Here is a 20,143-nt window from a genome sequence, read left to right as displayed (position 1 = left end):
TGCTTATGCGCGCCATGGAAGTTGGCATGTTCAAAAAAGATCGCTGGTGGCATTTCTATCCTCCTTTTCCAATTGGATGTTCACGAACTCTTTGAGTGAGTCGATTGCCGGCTCCTAGCGAACGGCACCAGGCACTTAATGAACTTGAACCATAAACCTCACCCCCGTTCCGCATAAGAGTTAAGGGGGACGACCTGGGGCTCCTGCCGGTGCGCTCCATTAGCGACGTGAGCTTGACGATCGCCAAGGGGTTCATTGCACGATCCCCTCCAGTGTTTAGGTCAGATGCACCCACGTCGCCACGGAAGGAACGCCGTCCGTATCGACGATGAAGAGCATGTACCATCCAGGTGGTGCGAGATTCCGGTTGCCGGGCACCGCCACTCGCAAGGATGTTGACGTGCGAGCTGCAATCGGGAGATCGACAAGCCGCTGTTCGCAGTTGAACGAATGCGTAGTCACACCGCATTTCACCAAATGGGCCCAACGTATCTGAACTGCCTGCGGCGTCGGCACCGAGACCTGCTGCCCATAGTTCCATTCAGTGACTACAGTGCCAATCGTGGGTCGCGGGCCCTTGAAGAGGTACGGCGGACTGAAGACTTCGAGGCGCATCTCCTCTTCCGGATCCGGCGGCTCCCAGGTAACCGAGTGGCCGCCTTCTGGGTTCCCGCCGGCGGTGACAACTCGGCCGTCTGGCAAGAGCAGAGCTGTCGAGTGATAGAGACGTGGGATGGTAGCAGTCGCCATTAGCTGCCACTGCCCGGTCGCTGGATCATAGCTCTCAGCCTGGAGCCGAGCGAGCGGCTTGTCTTCCTGCTTGAGTGATCCACCAGTGACGAAGACAGTCCGGTCCGGTAGGATCACGGCATTCAAGTGTAACCGTGGCAGTAACATAGGCTCAGCTGCGACATAGTCGGGGTGTGGCTTCTTCAGGTCCACGATGCTCACCATTCCAGTCGCGTCGGTTTTATCCGGCTTGCCGACGGGGCCGCCACCCATGATGAGCACCTTCTGATCTTGCGCGGGCGGGAGGAGCACGCTGGCGGACTGGTTCCGGAGCACAGGATCGAGTAGATCTGGTAGGAAGGTCAGACCGATCGGGTTCTGTGTGAGATCCAGCACGCAGGGCTCTACCTGAAGAGGGTCGTCCATCCGTCCGCCCGAGAAAAAGACGCGACCGTCTTGCATCAAGAAGAGATGGGCGTACAGCGGCAGACCTGGAAAAGCGGCCGGGAGGTGCAGCGGCTGCCAGGAGTCGGTTGCAGCCGAGTACAATTCCACAGCCTGATTGTGGCCGTTCCCCGCTTCGTTGAGACCGGTTGTCGCCAGCACTCGGCCATCACCCATCGCGATGAGTGTCGGGTACCAGCGGCCATGCTGCATCTGTTTGACGAATGCCCAGGTCTCGTTGAAGGGGTCGAAGACAGCGACATCTGCGCGGCCTTTGAATGGATTATAGTCAAGGGTTCCACCAGCCGACAGCATGCGGCCGTCCGGCAGAAACGCATCGCCGCCGCAGAAGAAATCGAAGACTTTGCCGTCGGGAGTCCGTAGTGTGGCCGGGTGGGAGAAGTTCGGCGCTCCGGGACCAGGTGGTACTGCCGGGTCCCACACCACGCTCGTAAAGATGCCCTTCGCTTCGTTGCCGAAGTCCGGGCTCGCGAACCGCACGGCGCTGCTCCCCGAGCCGGCAAAAAACAGCACTTTTCCCATAGGCAGCAGAGCTGCGTGCACGGCGAGGACGCCAGACTTGAACGGCAGTACTTCCCACCTTCCTTCGCGTGCCGGATCGGAATCCAGATCGAAGACCTCGTACAGGCCGGCATTCTGCTGGGGCGGGTTGTCGATGTTCAGCGCGATAAGCTTTCGAAGTCCACCGAGATCGGCCACCGTAAGACCACCGCCCTGGTTCTCCCAAGAGAACCAACCGGGGACACCCATCCATGGTCCCCAGCTGTCGACGTCGCCGGTGATCTGCAGCCGCGCGCCGCGTTTGAAGAACGCCTGGTTCTGCCCAGGCGCGTTGTCAATCTGGAAAATGACGAGATCGTGATCGCCGGCCTGATTCCCATCGGCTATCGCGACACCGGCACCCTGGTTTTCCCAAGAGAACCAGTCCGGCACCGGTTGCCAACCAGTCCAGCCGGCGGTGACACGCCCGTCGGCATCGAGGCGTTTCCCAATGCGATAATAGGCCTGGTTCTGCTGTTGAGGGTTGTCGATCATGAGGACGATCAATTCCGGGTGGCCATCGCCGTCAAGATCAGTGACCGCGATAGCACCATGCTGATTCTCCCAAGGGAACCAGTCTGGGATGCCTATCCAATCGGTCCAGCCGCCGGTGACATTGCCGTTGTTGTCCAGTGATCGAGCGACCCGATAGAACGCCTGATTCTGTCCTTGGGGCGCATCGATCATAAATGCCACGAGATCGAGCTGACCGTTTCCATTCAAGTCCCACAAGGCGAGTCCTGCGCCCTGATTTTCAACTGAAAACCAGTCCGGAATATCAATCCACGGTCCCCAACCGTCGGTGGGGATGCCGGCAGCATCAAGACGCTTGCCCACGCGATACAGGCCGCGGTTCTTGTCGGGCGGGTTGTCCACCATAAGAACGACAAGATCCTGGCGACCGTCGCCGTCTAAGTCACCGATCGCAATATTGCCGCCGGCGTTTTCCCATGGAAACCAATCCGGCACATTCGCGAATCCGTTTGGCATCTCCTACTCCTTGGTTCATTCAGAACCTGTTACGATTCGTATGGCAAGACCCCGATGCTCATGAAACGGCCGCCTCAAAGCGTGGCCGACTCCACCACCTTTGGGGTCATGACATAGCATCAGTCTCTCGAAGTTCCGTCGGTATCGGGCGGTCGTCGCGTCGCCAAGCACCGAAATCGTATCGGGTGTTGGTCGCGTCCTTATTAGTCTTCCTCATCGCTCCAGCATTTGTCATGCCGCTGTCTCAACGAAATGGCCTTCTTAAATTTTCATATGGTTTAGCGAAGGAATGGGTAGGCTGTGCGGATTCAAGCGCATCTTGTTGGATACAATACGTATCTTTTCCGATACATGTTCTTCTTCATATCGTTTCGGGAATAGTGCGGCCTGTGCGGAGGTGAACAATATTAGTAGGCATAGCTACGTGTCCTAGAGATACGTGTGTGTCGTTATGACTTTCGTGAGCATGTGTGATTGGTGTGAGGCCGGGAGAGTCTGATCGGCTATGATTACGTGTCTTGTTGAGAAACCGGCGATGCTGCCATCATAAGGGAGCCCACAGCAGCGTAGTGTTTGAGCTGCCATCATGGATTGATGAACCGAGGCCCCAATGCCAAACGTCGTGCCACGGAGATAACGGTGTTGACGTTGGTCGTGCTTCCCGTGCTCTATCGGCGGATGGAGCTAAGGAGCGCTCAACGTCATGAGGCGGAGTCTTCCACACCTGCTCCAGGGCCTATGACAGAAGCAACAGGTGAAAGTGTGAGAAATGCGCAAGCTTCGTGACGAGCACGACCCAACCACAATCGAGATTATTTATTGTCCTTCTTTGGAAAGTTTGCCGTATGCTTCAACCACGTCTTGTAGCACTCGGTCTAGTCCTCCCAATAATCCGCCCTTTCCGTAACCATTTCCAGTATACTTACCCTTACACAGGGGATGGAGTCCCCCGTATAACCGCCTCGGCCAGGCTGATGACTCCTACGCTACTGCTGCCGTAGCCGTAGGATTGTTTCCGGGTTGGTGGCGACCGGCTCAAAGCAGCATGCGCCCTGGCCGGAACGGAGGACTCATCAATGGAATCGACCTTTCTCACCGCAACCCTGTGGCTTTCCCTCGCCGTTCTCTCTGCTCTTATCGCATCCTCCCTGCGTCTCTCGATCGCATTAGTTGAAATCTGTGTAGGAGTGATCACTGCTGTGGCAGCCGATGTTTTGAACCTTGGCGATGTGCTCGCCGCCGATTCGGAATGGGTAAAATTCCTCGCCGCCTCCGGCGCCGTCGTCCTCACGTTTCTGGCCGGTGCTGAACTTGATCCCGACATCGTTCGCATGAAGTTGACCGAAGTCACTGTAGTCGGGTTGGTGGGATTCATGGCGCCGTTCCTTGGCTGTGCCGCCGTCGCCTATTACCTCCTGGGGTGGGACGCGAATGCCAGTTGGCTCTGTGGTGTGGCCCTCTCCACAACGTCCATGGCGGTGATCTATGCCGTCATGCTGGAAACCGGCTTCAATAAGACAGAGTTCGGCAAAGGAATTCTCGCCTCATGCTTCGTCACGGACCTGGGAACGGTGATCGCCCTCGGGCTGCTCTTTGCGCCGTTTACCTATAGAACTCTCGTGTTTATCGCGGGGATCATCGTGGCGCTGATGACGCTGCCCTCCATCACCGCGTGGCTGACGCGGCACTATGCGCATCGTACGGCTGCGATCAGAACGAAATGGGTCATGTTGACGCTCTTTGGATTGGGTGCGTTGGCGCTGTGGTCGGGGAGCGAAGCGGTGTTGCCGGCGTATCTCGCCGGCATGGTCCTCGCGGGAACTGCCGCGAGAGACACGCACTGGATTCGTCGATTGCGAACACTGACCGTGGGATTCCTCACGCCCTTTTACTTTCTTCGCGCTGGAACATTGGTGTCCCTGCCCGCTCTCCTTGCCGCTCCATTCGTGTTTCTCCTGTTGCTCATCGGGAAAGTGGCGTCGAAGATTTTCGGCCTCTATCCCTTTATCAGCTTGTTCCGTCAGGACCGCAAGGAACGCTGGTACTACACACTTTTGATGTCGACCGGCCTGACGTTTGGAACGATTTCTTCTCTCTACGGCCTGACCCACGGATTGATTACTCACGAGCAGTATTCTTTTCTCGTAGCGGCGGTCATCGCGAGCGCGGTCGTGCCCACAGTCATTGCAGGCCTGTTTTATGTTCCGACCCATCTGCTGCCGAAGCCCGATCAACCGGGAAAAACTGTCAGGCGAATCAATGACCTGAGCGATGAGGGCTAGAAGTCGAAACCGACGATGCCAGATCATCTGTTTAATCGTCGGCATTACCGGGATTTAGGAATTTCATTTCCTTGCTCCAGGGCTTAAGCCTGGGGGATTGCCCATCGCTCTGGTCCCTCTGGTCATGGTTGCGATGAATGCGGTCTATGCATTATCGGCGTAGCTGTTCGGCAAGCTCTCCGATACGATGAGCCATACGAAGCTGCTCGTATCAGATTAGAGGTTTCCACAGCGGCAGCCAGTACCCTCGGAAAGGATGCAAGAATGTCTATCGTTAGTTCATTGGGACTGTTTGTACTCGCAGGATTGTGTGAAATTGGAGGTGGGTATCTTGTGTGGCTCTGGTTCCGCGAGGGACGGCCACTTGCGTACGGGATTGCGGGAGCGGTCGTTCTCATTCTCTACGGCATCATCCCAACATTTCAACCGGCACACTTTAGCCGAGTCTATGCCGCATACGGTGGCATGTTTATCTTCCTGTCTCTATTCTGGGGATGGGCTTTAGATGGCGCTCGCCCGGACCGATTCGACATCATTGGAGGAACTCTTTGCTTTGTGGGTATGGCGGTCATCATGTATGCACCTCGCACGACTGTATAACAGCGATCCACCCTTAGCCACGACCCATATGGGCTTGCTCAGCGTATGATCTGCAGTTTTAGATCATCGAAATAGGTCACGGCATCAGATTTGGTCCAGAGTCCGACCTGGCGATAATTAGGAGAAGTGTTGGAGCGCAAGTCACATGGCCTATCGCCAGGTGACTTCTTCCCAACAGAGATGGACAAACGTTTCAAATGGCGGGAAATTGTTCGTGTTTTGTTCCTTGGACCGCACCCAGAGATCTATCTCCATCCCAGCCGGGTCGGTTTCGCCACCGGGCAAGGTGCGTTTGATTGGATATCGGACCTCATGGGTTTTGGGATCGCGAGAGCGCTCCATCACCATGAAGTGCGCGTCATAATCCTTGTAGAGGACTTGATCATCCTTGTACATCGTCGCAGTCCCCCAGCCGCCCAAGTACAGCCAAGTTTTCGGATACAGAGGGTCGCCATTGTTGGAGTCCCCATGTTCATAGATTCTGGTGGCAATGCCTCCATCTTGGAACGGGGCTTTCGCGGCAAACCGATCGAAGACAATGCGATACCGGTCAGCCCCCTCGATGAACTCGGCCACCACTCGCCCCTTGTTGGTCAGTTCATTCACCTCGATCTCAATCGTCCCCTTCACGGAATTCAAGTGTTTGCCCGCATAGTCGAGGTGGTCCCAAGGCGAAGTATCGCCGACACTCCCAACGAGGGTCGCTCGATCGCCTTTCAGGCGGAACTCGCCGCTGTAATGGGGATGCTCCGCAGCCTTGAAAACCCTGGTGCCTTCATCTCCTTTGGGGGTTCCAAACTTACCTTCTTCGGCATGCCCAGGGGAGACAAGAATTCCTGATGCCGTCGTCAGCAGAATAGAGACAATGAAGTTCGCGAGACGTGTCATCGGGTACCTCTTGGATAACAGCCAATCCCAATGTAAAAAAGAGTCGAGGATTATCGTAACACAATGGTGCGCCTGCCTCTCGACTCACCATGGGCGGCATCGAACCGGCGATTGTGACCCTTGGAAACTTATGCATGAGGACGTGAATCTCGCAATACGCGGAGCCGCGTGATGGGGGGGAGCGCCTTCTTGCACAGTAAAAGAAAGGTGATGTCTTGACGCGAGGGCCGGCACCCAACAGATTGTGACGACGAATGGCCACGATTTGGAGAGCCAAGTCAAGGGTACAGCCAATAAGGTCATTCCGGCTGGACGTTAGCCTTTTGCCGGGAGGGAGGCGAACTTTCTGAACTCCAAATGAAAGGTTTCAGATCATTACAACAGAAGGTCTCCTCTTCCCAGGCTTAGCCTCGCACGCTGAAATGGGAGTTCAAGCTTCGTCGCAAACGGGCTGCAGTTTCTGGCTGGTTTCACATTTGCGCGTTGATTCACCGTGGTCCAGGAAGTCCCTCTGGCTTAAATCCGGTCCCTAGCTTTGTAGGTTGTTTTAGCTCTTGACCACAAGCCTTAAGCTGTGCGGCATTTTCCCAGTAAAGGCGTCCGAGTAAATCGGATTGCTGATACTGGATGAGCGTCGCATCGTAAGCGCAATTTTTGGGCCTACCTCCTTTTTGTTCTATACAGCAGCAACATACCCTGAACTTGGCGCTCACCTCGAACTGCTCAGCAGGATCTTCTGCGCTAACAATCGGGACATCGTAACCCATAACACGAAGTTCAATACCACCATTTGTAACACGCTTTAATGCCACGGACAGACGTGACTAGAAAATATTCCCTTTATGTTCTTCAATAACGGAGGAGCCGTTGCATCCTCTGGATCGACCCAGAGGGCAATCCTCGTAACCCCGCCCTCATGTCTCGCCGACTTCAGCCTCCAACGTCTCTCAATCAGCGGCCGTGCCGTCTGGGATTGGACACCCACATACTAAAATGGTCCATGTCCTACCAACACTGCCTCCAGACGCCGTTGATCCACTAGGTGTAACCGCACCGCCGCTCCCGAGGACATTGACCTCTAGCCCACCACCACTACCCTGCGCAACCATATTCCTATAGGTGATATCTATGCTTACCTCAAAACAACAACAGCAACGAAGGTTTCCAGATTGCATCGCTTTTTTCGGCGAGTCCCATTCTGTGATAAGTAAATCGCCTCCTATACTTATATTTTTCCTCTTAACACGGATGCCCTTCTCCACATTCAACTTACAGGGGTCGCACTCGATTTGGTAGTGAAGCTCTCCTTCATAATGTGACACATAGTAGTCGTTAAGCCATTCATCCCGAAAGTCCGATACGTAGAGGTCTAGGTAAATGATGGATCTATTTTGACAGAGTTTATAACGCCACAGCGACCCAATAAAAAGGACGCGCGAGTCGTCCCCAACGACTCCCCATCCCCAGTCCGTGTTTTCTTCAAAGTTGAGATCCTTAGCACTATAATCATGACCATCAATATCGGCAAGACCTGTTGGGTCTATATAATTCACCGGGCGTGAACCAACGTACTGATAAAGATTCAGGCATCCACTTGCATACCCAATCAGATCCCGACTCACGAACCTCCCTGTCCGCGCTTCATAATAGCGGTTCCGGTAGTAATACAACCCCGTCATCTCATCAAACCGCCGGGCCGTAAACAAATAGAAATTCCCAAACGCCCCTGAAAACCGTTGCTGACCAGACGCAAAGTTGTCAGATAGATCAAGTGAGGTGTCGTCGACTCCATCATTGTTGGTGTCAACGGCCGGCAACACGGTTACCTCGCCATATACGGTGTAGCGATAGTACTCCAAGATCCGATCAGCCCAGTCCGCGTCGAGCAGCGCCATGATGTTGCCGAGGCGGTTGTTAAGGAAATAATATTCCTGGTCGGCCTGCATCTCCGGCACGTTCTTGCGCGCAGGACCGCCGAGCATACCGTCCCTGTTTCCATCGATGGCCGCCAGCAGCGGCTCGTCGATCTCACGGCCAGTGACGTAGATGCGGTCCAGCGTGGATGGAGCAGATAGGAGCATCGCGCCCTCATCGAATATTCGTTCCTCGACGACCTCCCATCCACAATAGATATAACGCCGCGAGCCGGGCTGGATGCGGCTGCCCTCCAGATCAAGGGTGACGACTCTTCGCCGGAAGGCGTCGTACCGGTAATGCTGCCTGGGCGTGACACCTGTGTCGATGTCGAACAGCAGGTTGAAGGCGTCCCAGCGCGCAGCAGCCAAAACATCACGCTGGGGTCGTCCGGTCACTGGCTGCACCACAAGCCGCGTTAAATTGCCCGCGCGGTCGTGAACCTGATCGAATGAGCGACCATTACGCCTGACCTCGGTGTACTCGTTGGCGCGGTTCGCTGTGTAGCTGTCGAGCATATTGGCGCGAGACTCGAACGGGTCGCCGAAGGTAGCCTGGGTCCGATTGAATACATCGTCGTAGAAGAACAGGGTGCGCGGATTAACCGGTGGTGTCGCGCTGACGCTGCGGTACTCGACGCCGGTCACCTCGTAGCGGTCGTTGTAGAAGAAGTGATCGAACAAGCCGTTGTCGTGCGCGAAGCGCTCGAACAAGGCATTATCCATCCGGTCGTAGTCGTATTCGAAGCCTACGAGCAAACCGCCGGGACCGGTCCACTGGTGCGAACGTGTGCGGCGCTTGGCATCGTAAGTTCGGGTCAGCAATGCGCCGTTGCCCAACAGCTTCGTCTGTACGCGCCAGGGGCCCAGGTACGCGTAACTGGCGATGTCATGCGCAGGCGTGCCGAAGTATTGCGCGGCGATGCGGGCTTCGCGGTTGAGCGCGTCGAACGTCGTAGCAACAGACAGGTCCGCCCTCGCACCATCGAGCACCTGACATCCGGTGCGGTTTGACTGCCTGTCGTAGACGTGAGCGATCCGGATCGGTCCTTCCCACCCGTTGGCCAATCCAGACCCGTCGAGCCGGATCGATTGCGTCTCACGTGTGAGCCGAGACAAGGGATCGTAGACCTGCTCGATTCGGGTGTAGTCGTTGGTCGCGTTGACGATGCGGTTGAGGGCATCGTACGTGTAGGTCTGCCGCGTGACGCCGGGCACGGTGTCGGGCTGCGTGATGTCTTGCGCTGTCAGGCGGTTGCCAGGATCAAAGGTATTGTCAAAGAGAACCTTCCGCTGATCAATCATGCGAACGAGATTAGAGTTGGCGTCATAGCCCATCTCCGCGCGGTCAAAGATGCCATCCGGGCCATTACTTCCATCAACCGTGTCGTCGGAATCGGGGAAGATGGTCCGCACTCGCCTATCCAGGTCGTCGTAGGCGTGGCGAGTGATCTGTGCGCTACCGAGGTCGGTCACGTCCGACAGCGCGCGTTCCTCTGTCAGCCGGCTGTTGCGATCGTAGGTCCACTCGGAGTGCAGCAGTTCTGTTGACGTGCTCGTGAGTGGGTCGCCGTCGAAGCGCTGGGCCATAACTCGACGGTCGAAGTCGTCGAAGGTAGTGAGCGTAAAATTATTCTCGGCGTCCTGAACGAGTCGCTGATTGCTGCGCGAGTCGTAGGCGAACAGCGAAGTGTGATCGATGCTGTTGCCGTTGAGGCCGCGAATGTGCAGCTCTACGGTTCGGTTCAACTCGTCGAAGGCGAATGTCGTAACGTAAGTCTCCGGGCCTCCGCCGGCTCCGGGACCGGGCACCTCGGTCTCGGTCACGCTGACAACGTTCGAGTTGGCGTCATAGGCATTGGTGCGCAGGTTGCCCAATGCGTTGGTCATCGCGAGCATCCGGTTGGCGGCATCGTATGTGTTGGAAGTCGGGTTGCCGTTGGCGTCGATGGTGCGGGTCGTTCGGGAGCCGGGATCGAACAACGTCCGGTAGCTCGAGTTCTGTCCGTCATCCGGGTCCACGGCTGCTCGCTCGTTCGAATCCAGGTCAATGTCAAGGACCTGCTGGTAAGACCGCCCGGTCTCGTCGAAACGATTGTAGGTGCGCTCCAGGACCTGCGTGCTCCGCCCCGTATCCCCGGCGACGGCGCCGCGCTCGGTGGTGAGCACGTTCGAAGCGTCGTCGAATTCGCGCACCCACCCGTTGCCGTTCGGGTCGGATTCCGCAGTCTGCCGGTTGTAGAACTCGTAGAACCTAATCGTGAAGTTGCCGCGCCCATCGCGGTGGCGGATGTGATTGCGGCGGGCGTCGAACGTGTCTATGGTCAGGCCGATAAAGGCCATCCTGCCCAAATCCTCGGCGCGTTTGTCCGCCGGGTAGCCCTCTGCTATCCTTTCGCCGGGCGCTACACCGTAAAACATCTTGTAGCGTAAGCGGCGTTCGTCGTAGACCAGAAACTCGCGATTGCCTTCCGGCTTTCTGGTGATGACGCGGTCGTCGTTGCCATCGTAAGCATAGCGCGTGATCAGGTCGTTGGCGTCGTTGGTGTCCACTTCGACTCGCTCCGAAAGCATGTTGTTGACATCGTCGTAGCTCATCGACCGATCGATCCAGGCATTGGCGGGCACGCTGCCGTTGAAGTCGATGTTGCTGCGGCGCTCCATCACCTTGTTGCCTGCGCCGTCATAAATGCAGCGCGTCTCATAGCGGACCCGTGCGCCGTTGCGCAACGTAACCGATGGTTCGATCCATCGGGTTCTCTCCTGAAGATCGTTGTACTCGGTGTCGTAAACAAATCCCTTTGGGTCGATCTCCTGCGTCGTCATGCCGAGCGGATTGACCTTGTAGGTGGTCATCAGGCCAGGGGCGTCATCCTTCGACCCCGCTGCGCCAACGGTCCGGCTGGCCAGGTAGCCTCGAAACTCGCCCTTGGTGTTGATGTCGCCCCCGATGCTGGGACCATCATAATAAGCGTTGATTAGCACGTTGCCGTTGGCATCGACCTGTCGCGTTGCCTGGCCGAACTCGTTGTAGGCCCACGATTCTGAAATCAGCTGGGGGGCTTCGACACCTCGCGTGACGGTCGGTGCGTCGTGCCGGATGCGATTACCGCGCTCGTCGTACTGATAGTGATGATCGAAATTCTGCCCGGCATAAATGGGATTTGCGTCGAAAGCGCGTGGGTCTGTCCAGCGGACCATGCGCGAGTATTGCCCCCCTTTTCCGAAAGCTTCCTCCTGGTAGGCCGATTCCTTACGGATCGATTCCGTCCCATCTGTATAGAGATCGACGGTCACCTGTCGAAAGCGGTTGTAGGTGTAGATCGTTCGCGGCCAGTTGGCGGGGATGCCCTGCGCGTCGAACTCGATCTGTGCGGCATCGTTGCTGCTGAACGGTTGGACGACGACCTGCGGCGAGAGGCAGTCGCAGTCATGAAGCCACCGCTGCTGCCAGTAGCGGGGTTCCGTGTCGCGAAGCGGCGCGTTCCCCTTGCCGCGCTCGGTCCAGGTCACCTTTCGGCGCAAGCCAAATCGGCCAAGCCCAACGACGGGTCCGCCCTGGGCGGCGTGAATCTCATAATCGCTCACGTTGCCTTCACGGTCGACGACGCGTGTGACGAGGTTGGTTTCTTCGAGTCGGGGCAGGGGGAAACTGCCGTCGTAGCCATATTGCACCGGTTTGCCGTTGACGATCGCCGTCCTCACCCGGCCTTGTTCATCATAGATGCGGGCATCCGGGGTGGCACCGCGCTGATCGGTGATAGCGGTGATATGGCTCGGAAAGCGTTCATCCGTATACGCGAGACTCGTGGTGCGGGGCTGTCTGACCATCACCTCGACAAGATCCCGGTCGGTGATTTCCTGGTGCGAGGCGATGTCGGCGTATTCGGTGACCGGGCTCACGATGCGGGTGAGCCGGTTATGGCCGTCGTAGCCGAACCGCCAGGAACGATGGATGTGGTCGGTGTAAGTCCCCAGTCGGGAACCGGCGTCGTAGGCGAAGATCTGTTGCTGATCCAAATCGGTAATGATCTGTTGCAACAGGCCCGATGCGTCGTAATCGAGACGCATCAGGTTGTGGTTGGGATCGCAGATCGAAATCGGATAACCCGGCTTGTTGAGCGCCCCCTGGAAGAACTGAACTTCAAGCCCTGAGAAATGGGTCATCGCCCATCGGCAATGTTTGGGGTCGAGCCGCAGCTTTGAGAAGAATCCGCGCGGCAGTAACCACTGGAGTCCGTCCTCGGAGGTGATCTCGTAGCAACGTAGATCTGGCGTGATGACCTGCCCGGTCAGCGGACCCGTCTGCACGATCATCATGTTGAAGCTATGTGAGACCCCCTGGCCCCACGGGCCGTTGTAGTCGGTCAGGCTGACGTGGTGAAGGCCGAAGTTGAAACCAAGTAGGCGCGTGCCGAAGGAAGTGATGGGAAAGTGCTGCCGCAGCTTGCCGGTCGCAAGATCCACGCCTTGCACCGCGGGTGTGTAGCTATGGCTGTATCCTTCGAGCGACGACCCTAAGAGCGTGTCACCCGGCGGGCAGTCGGTGCAGGTGCAGATCTCGGGCTCCGGTTTGACGCCCTCTCCCGGTACGAGATTCCCAGGAATTTCGCATGCGGGCGTGGAAGGGCTCTCCTGGATGGCATGAAGGCGGCCGACTTCACCGTTCCTTTTCCCGTCCGCCGAGCGGACCACAAAGGACAATTGGCTTCTTGGCGCCAACTGCTCAGCGTGAATACTAAATGTGAGCAGCCCTGTTTCATCCACGCACACCTCTCGCTCGAATGCGCCGTCACCGTCGATGTCCAAACAGACGACAGCGCCGGGCACAAAGCCTTTTTGGATCACTACGATCTGGTTACCGCGATAGCGAATGGTCTCGGGCATCGGGTTGGGTAAGGTCTTGCTTTTCGACATAAGACCTCCTCGTTCCTTCAGAGTGATCTGTCGAGTTCAGCGGAGTGTTTTCACCGCCGCTTGGTCGTTCATGTTCGATGAAACAATGTGTTGCGCATTGTGAGCAGACCCGGAAGTGAGTGGCGAGCTCGGCGAACCAATGCACCCGATTGAGGTCCCTGAGCTGTTCGGTGCCTTCGGGGATGGGGTCGCACTGCTCGATCGTCAGCCCTTCGTTCGATATCTTCAGTCCGAGATTTCAAGTTCGGCCACTCCTTTGTAGTTGCACCTATGTGCTTATACGGTGACGATCCATATTTGGATGTACCGCCTTTTCTCATGGGTGAACTCTAGCCCACATTATTCATGAGCGCTTCTACTGTAACCGCCGATACGCCGCTGCGACCAGCTTGGCCGCGAGCTTTGCGCGGCCAGGCGGGCAGGCTCGCCCTTCGTGGCCTCAACATACTGTTTCAAGTATGCCTTGGCCCCTCAGGGCTCCGCGTGCCCGTCTCGCCTGGCGTCTTGGCGGTTTCGTCACGAAGCGTCATAAATAATGTGGGCTAGCCCAGCAGGAGTTTCCCGTTTGTGAAGACGGCGGTGAGAGCAGGGTCTTTCAAAGCAGGACAAGTGTAGAGCGTGAGTACGTGGGCTTCCATTTGTGTCGACACTCTGGCGATCATCTTTACAGACCCTGCAACGGCGGTTACCATCCTGGCAGTCAATGCATCTGATGGCAGGTGAGTTGCAAAATAGCAAGCCCGTGGGGGGGTATATCGAATTATGAGTGCGCATGCGTGTCCTGCATGGTAGGCTGGCCCACGATTTTTGATGATCTCGGAACAAATTGTTGAGAGGGAGTGGCATCGGTGAAACGCAGCAGACCCCTTCTGCAGATTGTCGTTTGCGGAGTCATGAGCAGTCTGTCCTTTACGGTCTCTGGACTGGCTGGCACTCAACAGATTCCGACGGCCAACGGCCACGATTTGCAGAGCCAAGTCAAAGGTACAGCCAATAGGGTCATTCCGGCGGTGGTCAGTATCGCATCCACCGTGATGGTGCGCGATCAGGCCTTCAGCGACGAAGCCTTGCCGTTCGGTCTGTTCAAAGAGCCGCCGACCCGCCGACAATATGGCCAGGGGTCGGGCGTGATTGTCACGCCGGACGGCTACATCATCACGAATAACCATGTGGTCGCAGATGCCGTCGATGTGGAAGTGATCCTGGCGGATCGCCGCCAATACAAGGGAAAGGTGGTCGCGACGGATCCAAAGACCGACGTGGCGGTGGTGAAGATTCAGGCCTCGAATCTGCCGTCGGCGATCTGGGGGGATTCGAGCCATCTGGCCGTCGGCGACTTCGTGCTCGCCATCGGCAACCCGCTGGGATTGAGCCGCAGCGTCACGTTCGGCATCGTGAGCGCGGTTGGGCGCGCGGATGTCGGCGTGGCGGACTTCGAGGACTTCATCCAGACCGATGCTCCGATCAATCCTGGGAATTCAGGCGGAGCGCTCGTCAATATTCATGGCGAGCTGATCGGGATCAATACGGCGATCGCGAGTCCGACCGGCGGCAGCGTGGGAGTCGGGTTTGCGATTCCCAGCAACATGGCCCGGGCCGCCATGCAAAGTCTTCTGAGGACGGGTCGTGTGGTGCGAGGTTTTTTGGGAGCCTCGACGCAGGACGTGACTCCCTCACTGGGGAAAATTTTCCGCTTGCCGGATGTCAAGGGCGCGATTGTCACCGATGTGCAATCCAGGGGGACGGCGGAACGAGCGGGTCTGAAACGAGGCGATGTGGTGGTGCGTTTCGACGGGCGGGACATCATGGACAGCGGTCAGTTGCGGAATCTGGTGGCACAATCGCCGATTGGAAGCAAACATCGCCTGGACCTCATCCGGGATGGGAAGCAGTATCAAGCCGATCTGGTCATTCAGGAAGCGCCGCGTGAACGTACGAAGAAAAGCCAGGTTGCATCGTCGGCTGTATCGACGGTCCATCCGCTCTCCGGAGTGGTCTTCGATGATGTAACTCCCCCTCTGGCACGGCAGATGGATTTGCCGGTGAATACCGGCGTTGTCGTGACAGATATCGAAGAAGGCAGCTTAGCCGAAACCTCCGGTTTGCAACCGGGTGACGTCGTGCTGGAAATGAACCGACAGCATGTGAACAGTTTTGCAGTACTCCAACGTCTCGCCGATCCCCTCAAACCCACCGACCTCGCCCTCCTGCTCGTGAACCGTCAGGGCAACGTCATATATATTCCGATTCAGGGAGAATAGGTCGTCTCCGCGCAGACCGACTGAGCCATCATGTCTCTCGGCAAAGTCTCGAGAGACATGCCTCTCCTGAGCGGTAGTGCTCGACTATACGTGAGACACCCTCATGGGAAGGAGATCGACTCCTTCTCTCTGTATCAAGACGATACGGCGCGTCAAAAGGTTACAGATCTCCGGCCTATCAGAGAGCGGAATGTCACCACCCGCTCCGATTATTTACGATCACATCGCGTGTAACCTTTCCGTCCCTTGCTCCGTCCTAGCAGGCTGCGGAAAAACTCGATTTGTCTGCTTCGACAGGCTCAGCACGAACGGAAAACCTCAGCAAATTCAATGACCGCTCCGTTCGTCCTGAGGCTCTCGAAGGATGAACGGAGGGTTTTTCCGCAGCCTGCTAGAAATCGTGGGCAAATCGGAGGCCTCGATATGGGCTGGCGACATGACCTCAATGGTCACAAGGCTCGTCACGAGACTCTGGGATCTGTTCCAAGATGCTTCGATAGTGGTTTCACACGGCGAGTACGAATGGCCTGCTTCTTGCTCGGACATCTTGCCAGGATGCCATTCGACGCAGGACAGCTATCTCGGGCAAGCCACCGATCATGCGACGCCGGTGGAACTCGAACAGATCCTGAGGCACTCCAGCCGTGGGTAAGTCCTCGATCCAGGACGCGACTCCGGCTCTATTGCCTCGACGGAATTCTGGTGATGGTCAGGGTCTGGGCTTCCGGCTTCTCAGCTCGGACCGAGTGCGGGGTGGAGGAAGCGCCCTCCCTGTGTCTCTACCCCGGCCTCACATCGAGGTCTCTGGAATCGCTTCAAATGGAAGGAGAACACGATGATGGGATACGGCAAGCGCCTGTTAGTGGTTGACGATGAAGAGCGGGTCGGCCGCCCTTTGGTGGGGCAACTGGAGTTGCACTACTTCGCGGTGGTGGCGGTCGCGGATGGCTTGCAGGCGTTGAGGGAACTCCACCAACGTCATTTCGATGCCGTGATCACCGACCTACATATGCCGTACCTCGATGGTCTCGACCTCCTCCGTCAGTGCCGCCTGGTGTGGCCGCAGCTGCCCGTCATCCTCATGTCCGATAATCTGCCCGGTATTGTCTGGCCGGCGATGGCCCAGGGAGCCTTTGCATGTCTGCCCAAACCGGTCGATACCGAGAAATTGATCCATGTCCTTTCCGAGGCCATCACGCACACGGATGATCCCCGATCCAGTCAGGTCGATATGCTCTCCCACATGCCGGAAGCCCAACGATGCTGAGCAGTGTGAGCGACAGGTACCGAGTGGACAGGTGGACTCATGGAAGATGAGGCGCGTTGATGAAAGGAGAGTCACCCATGCGTATGATCGGATTGGTCACGATGAGTGTGTGGTTGAGCGCTTGCTCAACCACCCCGATGTTCCCCCTGGCGATTACGAAGGACGTCGAAGCCAACACCTTTGACGTCAAGGCCTGGGAGGACCAAGCCTATCATCCCTCGAGCGCCGCCTTTGTCCCCCACAAAGTCGAGTTGGCCGGTGAGATCATACGAGTGATTCAGAAACCAAATGCTGTGGTCATTCTGGCTGAGGAGCAGCCTCTCGATGCGCCTCCAGCGTCTAGCCCGATCAAAGCCGAACAGGACGGCGCACCCTGGTTTGCGATCACGTTTAAGGGGGCTGTGGAGCCGAGTCTGTTGCAGGCCGGTAATCGGCTGATTGTGGTCGGCACGACGCAACGAGCCAGATCGGAAATGCTCGGTGGCGCTCCACGAATGCTGCCACACCTGATGGCGCAATGTCTTCACATCTGGGACACCGAAGGGGTCAAGAACATGCATGTCTATTCCGACGCAGGCTTCGCCAGAGACTACCCTGCGGAAGAGCGCACCTTCTGTTTTGGAGGTAGCAATGCGAGTTCCTCGCCCAGCGACAGCCAAGGCGACGAGGAGAGAGTCTCTGGAGGCTCGTGAAATAACGGCTAGAGCGTCGATTGAGAATGGGGCACGCCGCTGAGTGAGAGGGCATACGAGTTTACAAACAGCTCGCACGATCGACAGTCTTGATCGCTTCCGCCACATCAGTCACCACCATGTGACCCAAGCGTCGGAGAAGGGACTTGGATCAGGGGTCTTGATCGACGATCAGGGCTCGATCATCACCAATGCCCATGTCGTCGACGGCGCTGCAAATGCATAGGTGCCGCGACAGATATCAAGCGAGGCAGCGTAGCCCAAGCCTCCGGCCTGCAACAAGGCGACGCCCTGCGGAAATGAACTGACAGCATGTAAACAGTTTTGCCATTCTCCAACGCCTTGCCGATCCGCTGAAACTTACCGATCTCGTTCTCCTACTCGTGAACCGTCAGGGCAACGTCATGTATATCCCGATTCAGGGAGAATAGGGGTCGGTCGACCTGCCCTCACGTGCTCGCGTAGTATGTGGAGGACAGAGGGCGAGTGCCGGATGCGTTTGCTCGTCGGCTTGCTATTGTATGAGGCTCTCAGTGAGCCCTGCGGTCGGTGTCGCGGATTCTCACAACGCAGCCACGGGGAGCAGTCAAAGGTTCCCGTTCATCACACCAATGCGCTTGCGCGTTCACCTTGTCAAGAACGTCCATACCAAGATGCGTGCGCGTCAGTAGTTCACCGTCACTCGGCGGATAGGATGGCACGAGCCAGGTCAAGCGTTTCTTCGTGGATTCAAGATAGTCTCGAGATTTTGTCCAGCGCCGTTGTAACCGTGTATACATTGCCTCGAGCCGTGTCTGTTGCTCGGGGGACAATTTTGATTTGAGCGCCGCCATGCCGTTCATCAAGATGGCCTCGATCTCGGCCTGATGCGCAAATCGTAATTCCAGGATGGCCACATGGGCTCCCGTCACAATCGGTTCAATGTCCGTTCGCTGCTCAGTCGTCAGCGCCAACTCCTGCGTGAGACGTGTCATGATCCGGTCGTGCTGCGCGGCTGCCCCACGTTCTTCGCGTTGTTCGCGTTCGTACGTGTGATAGAAACTGATGCCCGCAACGCCGCACAGCACGCCGGCGACAAAGAGGACGACCAGCCCTCCGATGACTGCACCTCGTGACATCGTACCTGCCTCCTTTTCCTGCGCATCTACTCGAAAAACAATGAGCCCACCTCGACGTCTTCCGCCATGAGACCGCCTTCTTCACTCACGGTCATAGGAGATTGCATCAGGAACGACACCAGCAGAAGGATCGAAAGAACCGCCGCGAAGCAGGCCGCCCGCCATACCAGGTGCTCGACGCCACCGTTTCCGCAGACTCGTGGCGGCCGTCTCGCCACACGGCGGACTTCCTGCATCACGCCCTCGACCCATCCCGCTTGCCACGACGGCGTGTGTCGTGTCCGGTGGGCTTCAGTGAGCGCCTGTTCCAACCTTTGCAGCCGCTCATCGTCGATAGTGCTCATTGTTTGGCGACCTCCTCTCTGAGGATCGTGCGCAGGAGCTGCCGGGCTCGATGCGCGCGTACTTTGACGTTGATCACGCTCCACCCTAATAACGCGGCAGCCTCTCGGACGGAATAACCGTCGAGATGCACCAAGGTCACGACCAGACGGTTCTCGGGCGACAGGCGGGCCAGTGCCCACTGTAACACCTCACTAGCTTCTTGTCGGCGGGCCTGTTCGGCAAAGCCCTCATCCGACCGGGCCGCCATCACTTGGTCGATCCAGCGTTGATGCTCAGTTGTGAGCGTACTCACCGGCAAGTCTGCCGCCTGTTGTATCCGCCAAAAGTCGTAGCAAGTACGGACGGCGATCGTGGCCAGCCAATGGGGGAAGGGTTCTTCGAACCGATAGGTCCCGAGTCCGATGTAGGCCTTCACAAAGACCTCATGTGCGACTTCGGCCACCCGGTCGGGCGAGATGTGGCCTCCGACTATTCGCCTAACATGATCCCGATGGCGGAGCATCAAATCTTCAAAGCGCTCGGTCTCACCTGCGACTACCCGCTGCACCAGGTCACCATCCGCCCCCTCCGGCTGAGCCATCCTGTCCCCCGGCAACGTCTCAAGGGACATGCCTCCTGTAGGATAGCAGTGCTCGACCATACGCGGGGGTGTCCTCATGGGAAGAATGCCAGCTCGCTCTCTCTGTCTCAAGACGAAACGGCGGGACAAAAGGTTACAGGTCTTCGCCAAATCAGAGAGTAGAATGTCACTATTCGCTTTGGTCATTCATTCAGACCCACATCGCGTGTAACCTTTCCATCCTCCGCTCCGTCTTATTAGAAGTAGAGCAATCGGAGGTTTCGATGGGCCGACGACATGGCCGCCATGGTCACAAGACGCGTCACGAGACCTCAGGAACCTGTGCCAGGATGCTGCGATGGTGGTTTCGCATGGTAAGTACGAACGGTCTATCCCTCTTTACGTTCCTGACAGGGTGTCGCTCGGCGCAGGATAGTTACCTCGCACAGGCCACCGATCATGCGACGGTGGTGGAACTTTGAACAGGTCCTGGGGCACCTCAACCATGGGCAAGTCCTCGATACAGGACAACGGCTCTGGCTCTGCCGCCTCGACGGAGTTCCAGTGATGGTCAGGG

14 protein-coding genes and 1 riboswitch are annotated in these 20,143 nt (G+C 57.2%); of the genes, 8 read left to right on the top strand and 6 right to left on the bottom strand.

Annotated elements, in window-relative coordinates; translation table 11 throughout:
- Nucleotides 1–276 precede the first annotated feature (276 nt).
- On the bottom strand, nucleotides 277–2,724 hold the full coding sequence (locus tag P0120_19490) for a DUF1929 domain-containing protein (protein MDF0676493.1): 2,448 nt from the start codon (nucleotides 2,722–2,724) through the stop codon (nucleotides 277–279).
- A 926-nt stretch (nucleotides 2,725–3,650) separates the two neighbouring features.
- A riboswitch (Fluoride riboswitch) is annotated at nucleotides 3,651–3,715 on the top strand.
- An 85-nt stretch (nucleotides 3,716–3,800) separates the two neighbouring features.
- On the opposite strand from P0120_19490, the gene P0120_19485 reads away from it, so the two are divergent.
- Nucleotides 3,801–5,006, top strand: a complete 1,206-nt coding sequence (locus P0120_19485) for a cation:proton antiporter (protein ID MDF0676492.1) — start codon at nucleotides 3,801–3,803, stop codon at nucleotides 5,004–5,006.
- Between the two features lie 264 nt (nucleotides 5,007–5,270).
- Nucleotides 5,271–5,606: a YnfA family protein gene (locus P0120_19480; GenBank protein MDF0676491.1), complete on the top strand. Its 336-nt coding sequence runs from the start codon at nucleotides 5,271–5,273 to the stop codon at nucleotides 5,604–5,606.
- Between the two features lie 150 nt (nucleotides 5,607–5,756).
- On the opposite strand, the gene P0120_19475 is transcribed toward P0120_19480, so the two are convergent.
- Entirely contained in the window at nucleotides 5,757–6,494 is a 738-nt protein-coding gene (locus tag P0120_19475; GenBank protein MDF0676490.1) for a hypothetical protein, read from the bottom strand.
- A gap of 947 nt (nucleotides 6,495–7,441) precedes the next feature.
- Complete coding sequence (locus tag P0120_19470; GenBank protein ID MDF0676489.1) at nucleotides 7,442–13,324, bottom strand: hypothetical protein; 5,883 nt, start codon at nucleotides 13,322–13,324, stop codon at nucleotides 7,442–7,444.
- Between the two features lie 848 nt (nucleotides 13,325–14,172).
- Between P0120_19470 and P0120_19465 the strand changes: the two genes are divergently transcribed.
- The 5 genes from P0120_19465 to P0120_19445 all read left to right on the top strand — a co-directional run bounded on the left by P0120_19465 (nucleotide 14,173) and on the right by P0120_19445 (nucleotide 17,770).
- A complete protein-coding gene (locus P0120_19465) occupies nucleotides 14,173–15,585 on the top strand; it encodes a Do family serine endopeptidase (protein ID MDF0676488.1) in 1,413 nt (470 codons plus the stop codon).
- A gap of 364 nt (nucleotides 15,586–15,949) precedes the next feature.
- Nucleotides 15,950–16,237, top strand: coding sequence for a hypothetical protein (locus P0120_19460; GenBank protein MDF0676487.1), 288 nt, complete (start codon nucleotides 15,950–15,952; stop codon nucleotides 16,235–16,237).
- Nucleotides 16,238–16,420: 183 nt separating this feature from the next.
- Complete coding sequence (locus P0120_19455) at nucleotides 16,421–16,852, top strand: response regulator (protein MDF0676486.1); 432 nt, start codon at nucleotides 16,421–16,423, stop codon at nucleotides 16,850–16,852.
- 59 nt (nucleotides 16,853–16,911) lie between these two features.
- Nucleotides 16,912–17,544, top strand: a complete 633-nt coding sequence (locus P0120_19450; GenBank protein ID MDF0676485.1) for a Slp family lipoprotein — start codon at nucleotides 16,912–16,914, stop codon at nucleotides 17,542–17,544.
- A 43-nt stretch (nucleotides 17,545–17,587) separates the two neighbouring features.
- Nucleotides 17,588–17,770 carry a hypothetical protein gene (locus P0120_19445; protein ID MDF0676484.1) on the top strand — a complete coding sequence of 61 codons (183 nt, stop codon included), beginning with the start codon at nucleotides 17,588–17,590 and terminating at the stop codon, nucleotides 17,768–17,770.
- Nucleotides 17,771–18,074: 304 nt separating this feature from the next.
- Here P0120_19445 and P0120_19440 read toward each other — a convergent pair whose 3' ends face one another.
- The 3 genes from P0120_19440 to P0120_19430 are packed head-to-tail and all read right to left on the bottom strand — an operon-like array spanning nucleotide 18,075 to nucleotide 19,617.
- Nucleotides 18,075–18,662, bottom strand: coding sequence for a hypothetical protein (locus P0120_19440; protein MDF0676483.1), 588 nt, complete (start codon nucleotides 18,660–18,662; stop codon nucleotides 18,075–18,077).
- Between the two features lie 26 nt (nucleotides 18,663–18,688).
- Nucleotides 18,689–19,006 (bottom strand): hypothetical protein, encoded by a 318-nt coding sequence (locus tag P0120_19435; protein ID MDF0676482.1) that lies wholly within the window; start codon nucleotides 19,004–19,006, stop codon nucleotides 18,689–18,691.
- Nucleotides 19,003–19,617, bottom strand: coding sequence for an RNA polymerase sigma factor (locus P0120_19430; protein ID MDF0676481.1), 615 nt, complete (start codon nucleotides 19,615–19,617; stop codon nucleotides 19,003–19,005). The genes P0120_19435 and P0120_19430 overlap by 4 nt, the downstream gene beginning before the upstream one ends.
- A 233-nt stretch (nucleotides 19,618–19,850) precedes the next feature.
- Between P0120_19430 and P0120_19425 the strand changes: the two genes are divergently transcribed.
- A complete protein-coding gene (locus P0120_19425) occupies nucleotides 19,851–20,048 on the top strand; it encodes a hypothetical protein (protein MDF0676480.1) in 198 nt (65 codons plus the stop codon).
- Nucleotides 20,049–20,143 lie beyond the last annotated feature (95 nt).

The sequence above is a fragment of the Nitrospira sp. genome (genome assembly GCA_029194675.1).
Taxonomy (GTDB): Bacteria; Nitrospirota; Nitrospiria; order Nitrospirales; family Nitrospiraceae; genus Nitrospira_D.
The sequence above is the reverse complement of the archived record's forward strand: the minus strand, read 5'-3'. Positions and strand labels throughout refer to the sequence as shown.

Bases quoted from the DNA above. Each gene is read 5' to 3' on its own strand.
- P0120_19435 (MDF0676482.1), bottom strand. From the start codon at position 19,006: ATGAGCACTATCGACGATGAGCGGCTGCAAAGGTTGGAACAGGCGCTC.
- P0120_19440 (MDF0676483.1), bottom strand. From the start codon at position 18,662: ATGTCACGAGGTGCAGTCATCGGAGGGCTGGTCGTCCTCTTTGTCGCC.
- P0120_19480 (MDF0676491.1), top strand. From the start codon at position 5,271: ATGTCTATCGTTAGTTCATTGGGACTGTTTGTACTCGCAGGATTGTGT.
- P0120_19460 (MDF0676487.1), top strand. From the start codon at position 15,950: ATGAACGGAGGGTTTTTCCGCAGCCTGCTAGAAATCGTGGGCAAATCG.
- P0120_19485 (MDF0676492.1), top strand. From the start codon at position 3,801: ATGGAATCGACCTTTCTCACCGCAACCCTGTGGCTTTCCCTCGCCGTT.
- P0120_19430 (MDF0676481.1), bottom strand. From the start codon at position 19,617: ATGTCCCTTGAGACGTTGCCGGGGGACAGGATGGCTCAGCCGGAGGGG.
- P0120_19425 (MDF0676480.1), top strand. From the start codon at position 19,851: ATGGGCCGACGACATGGCCGCCATGGTCACAAGACGCGTCACGAGACC.
- P0120_19470 (MDF0676489.1), bottom strand. From the start codon at position 13,324: ATGTCGAAAAGCAAGACCTTACCCAACCCGATGCCCGAGACCATTCGC.
- P0120_19490 (MDF0676493.1), bottom strand. From the start codon at position 2,724: ATGCCAAACGGATTCGCGAATGTGCCGGATTGGTTTCCATGGGAAAAC.
- P0120_19455 (MDF0676486.1), top strand. From the start codon at position 16,421: ATGATGGGATACGGCAAGCGCCTGTTAGTGGTTGACGATGAAGAGCGG.
- P0120_19475 (MDF0676490.1), bottom strand. From the start codon at position 6,494: ATGACACGTCTCGCGAACTTCATTGTCTCTATTCTGCTGACGACGGCA.
- P0120_19450 (MDF0676485.1), top strand. From the start codon at position 16,912: ATGAAAGGAGAGTCACCCATGCGTATGATCGGATTGGTCACGATGAGT.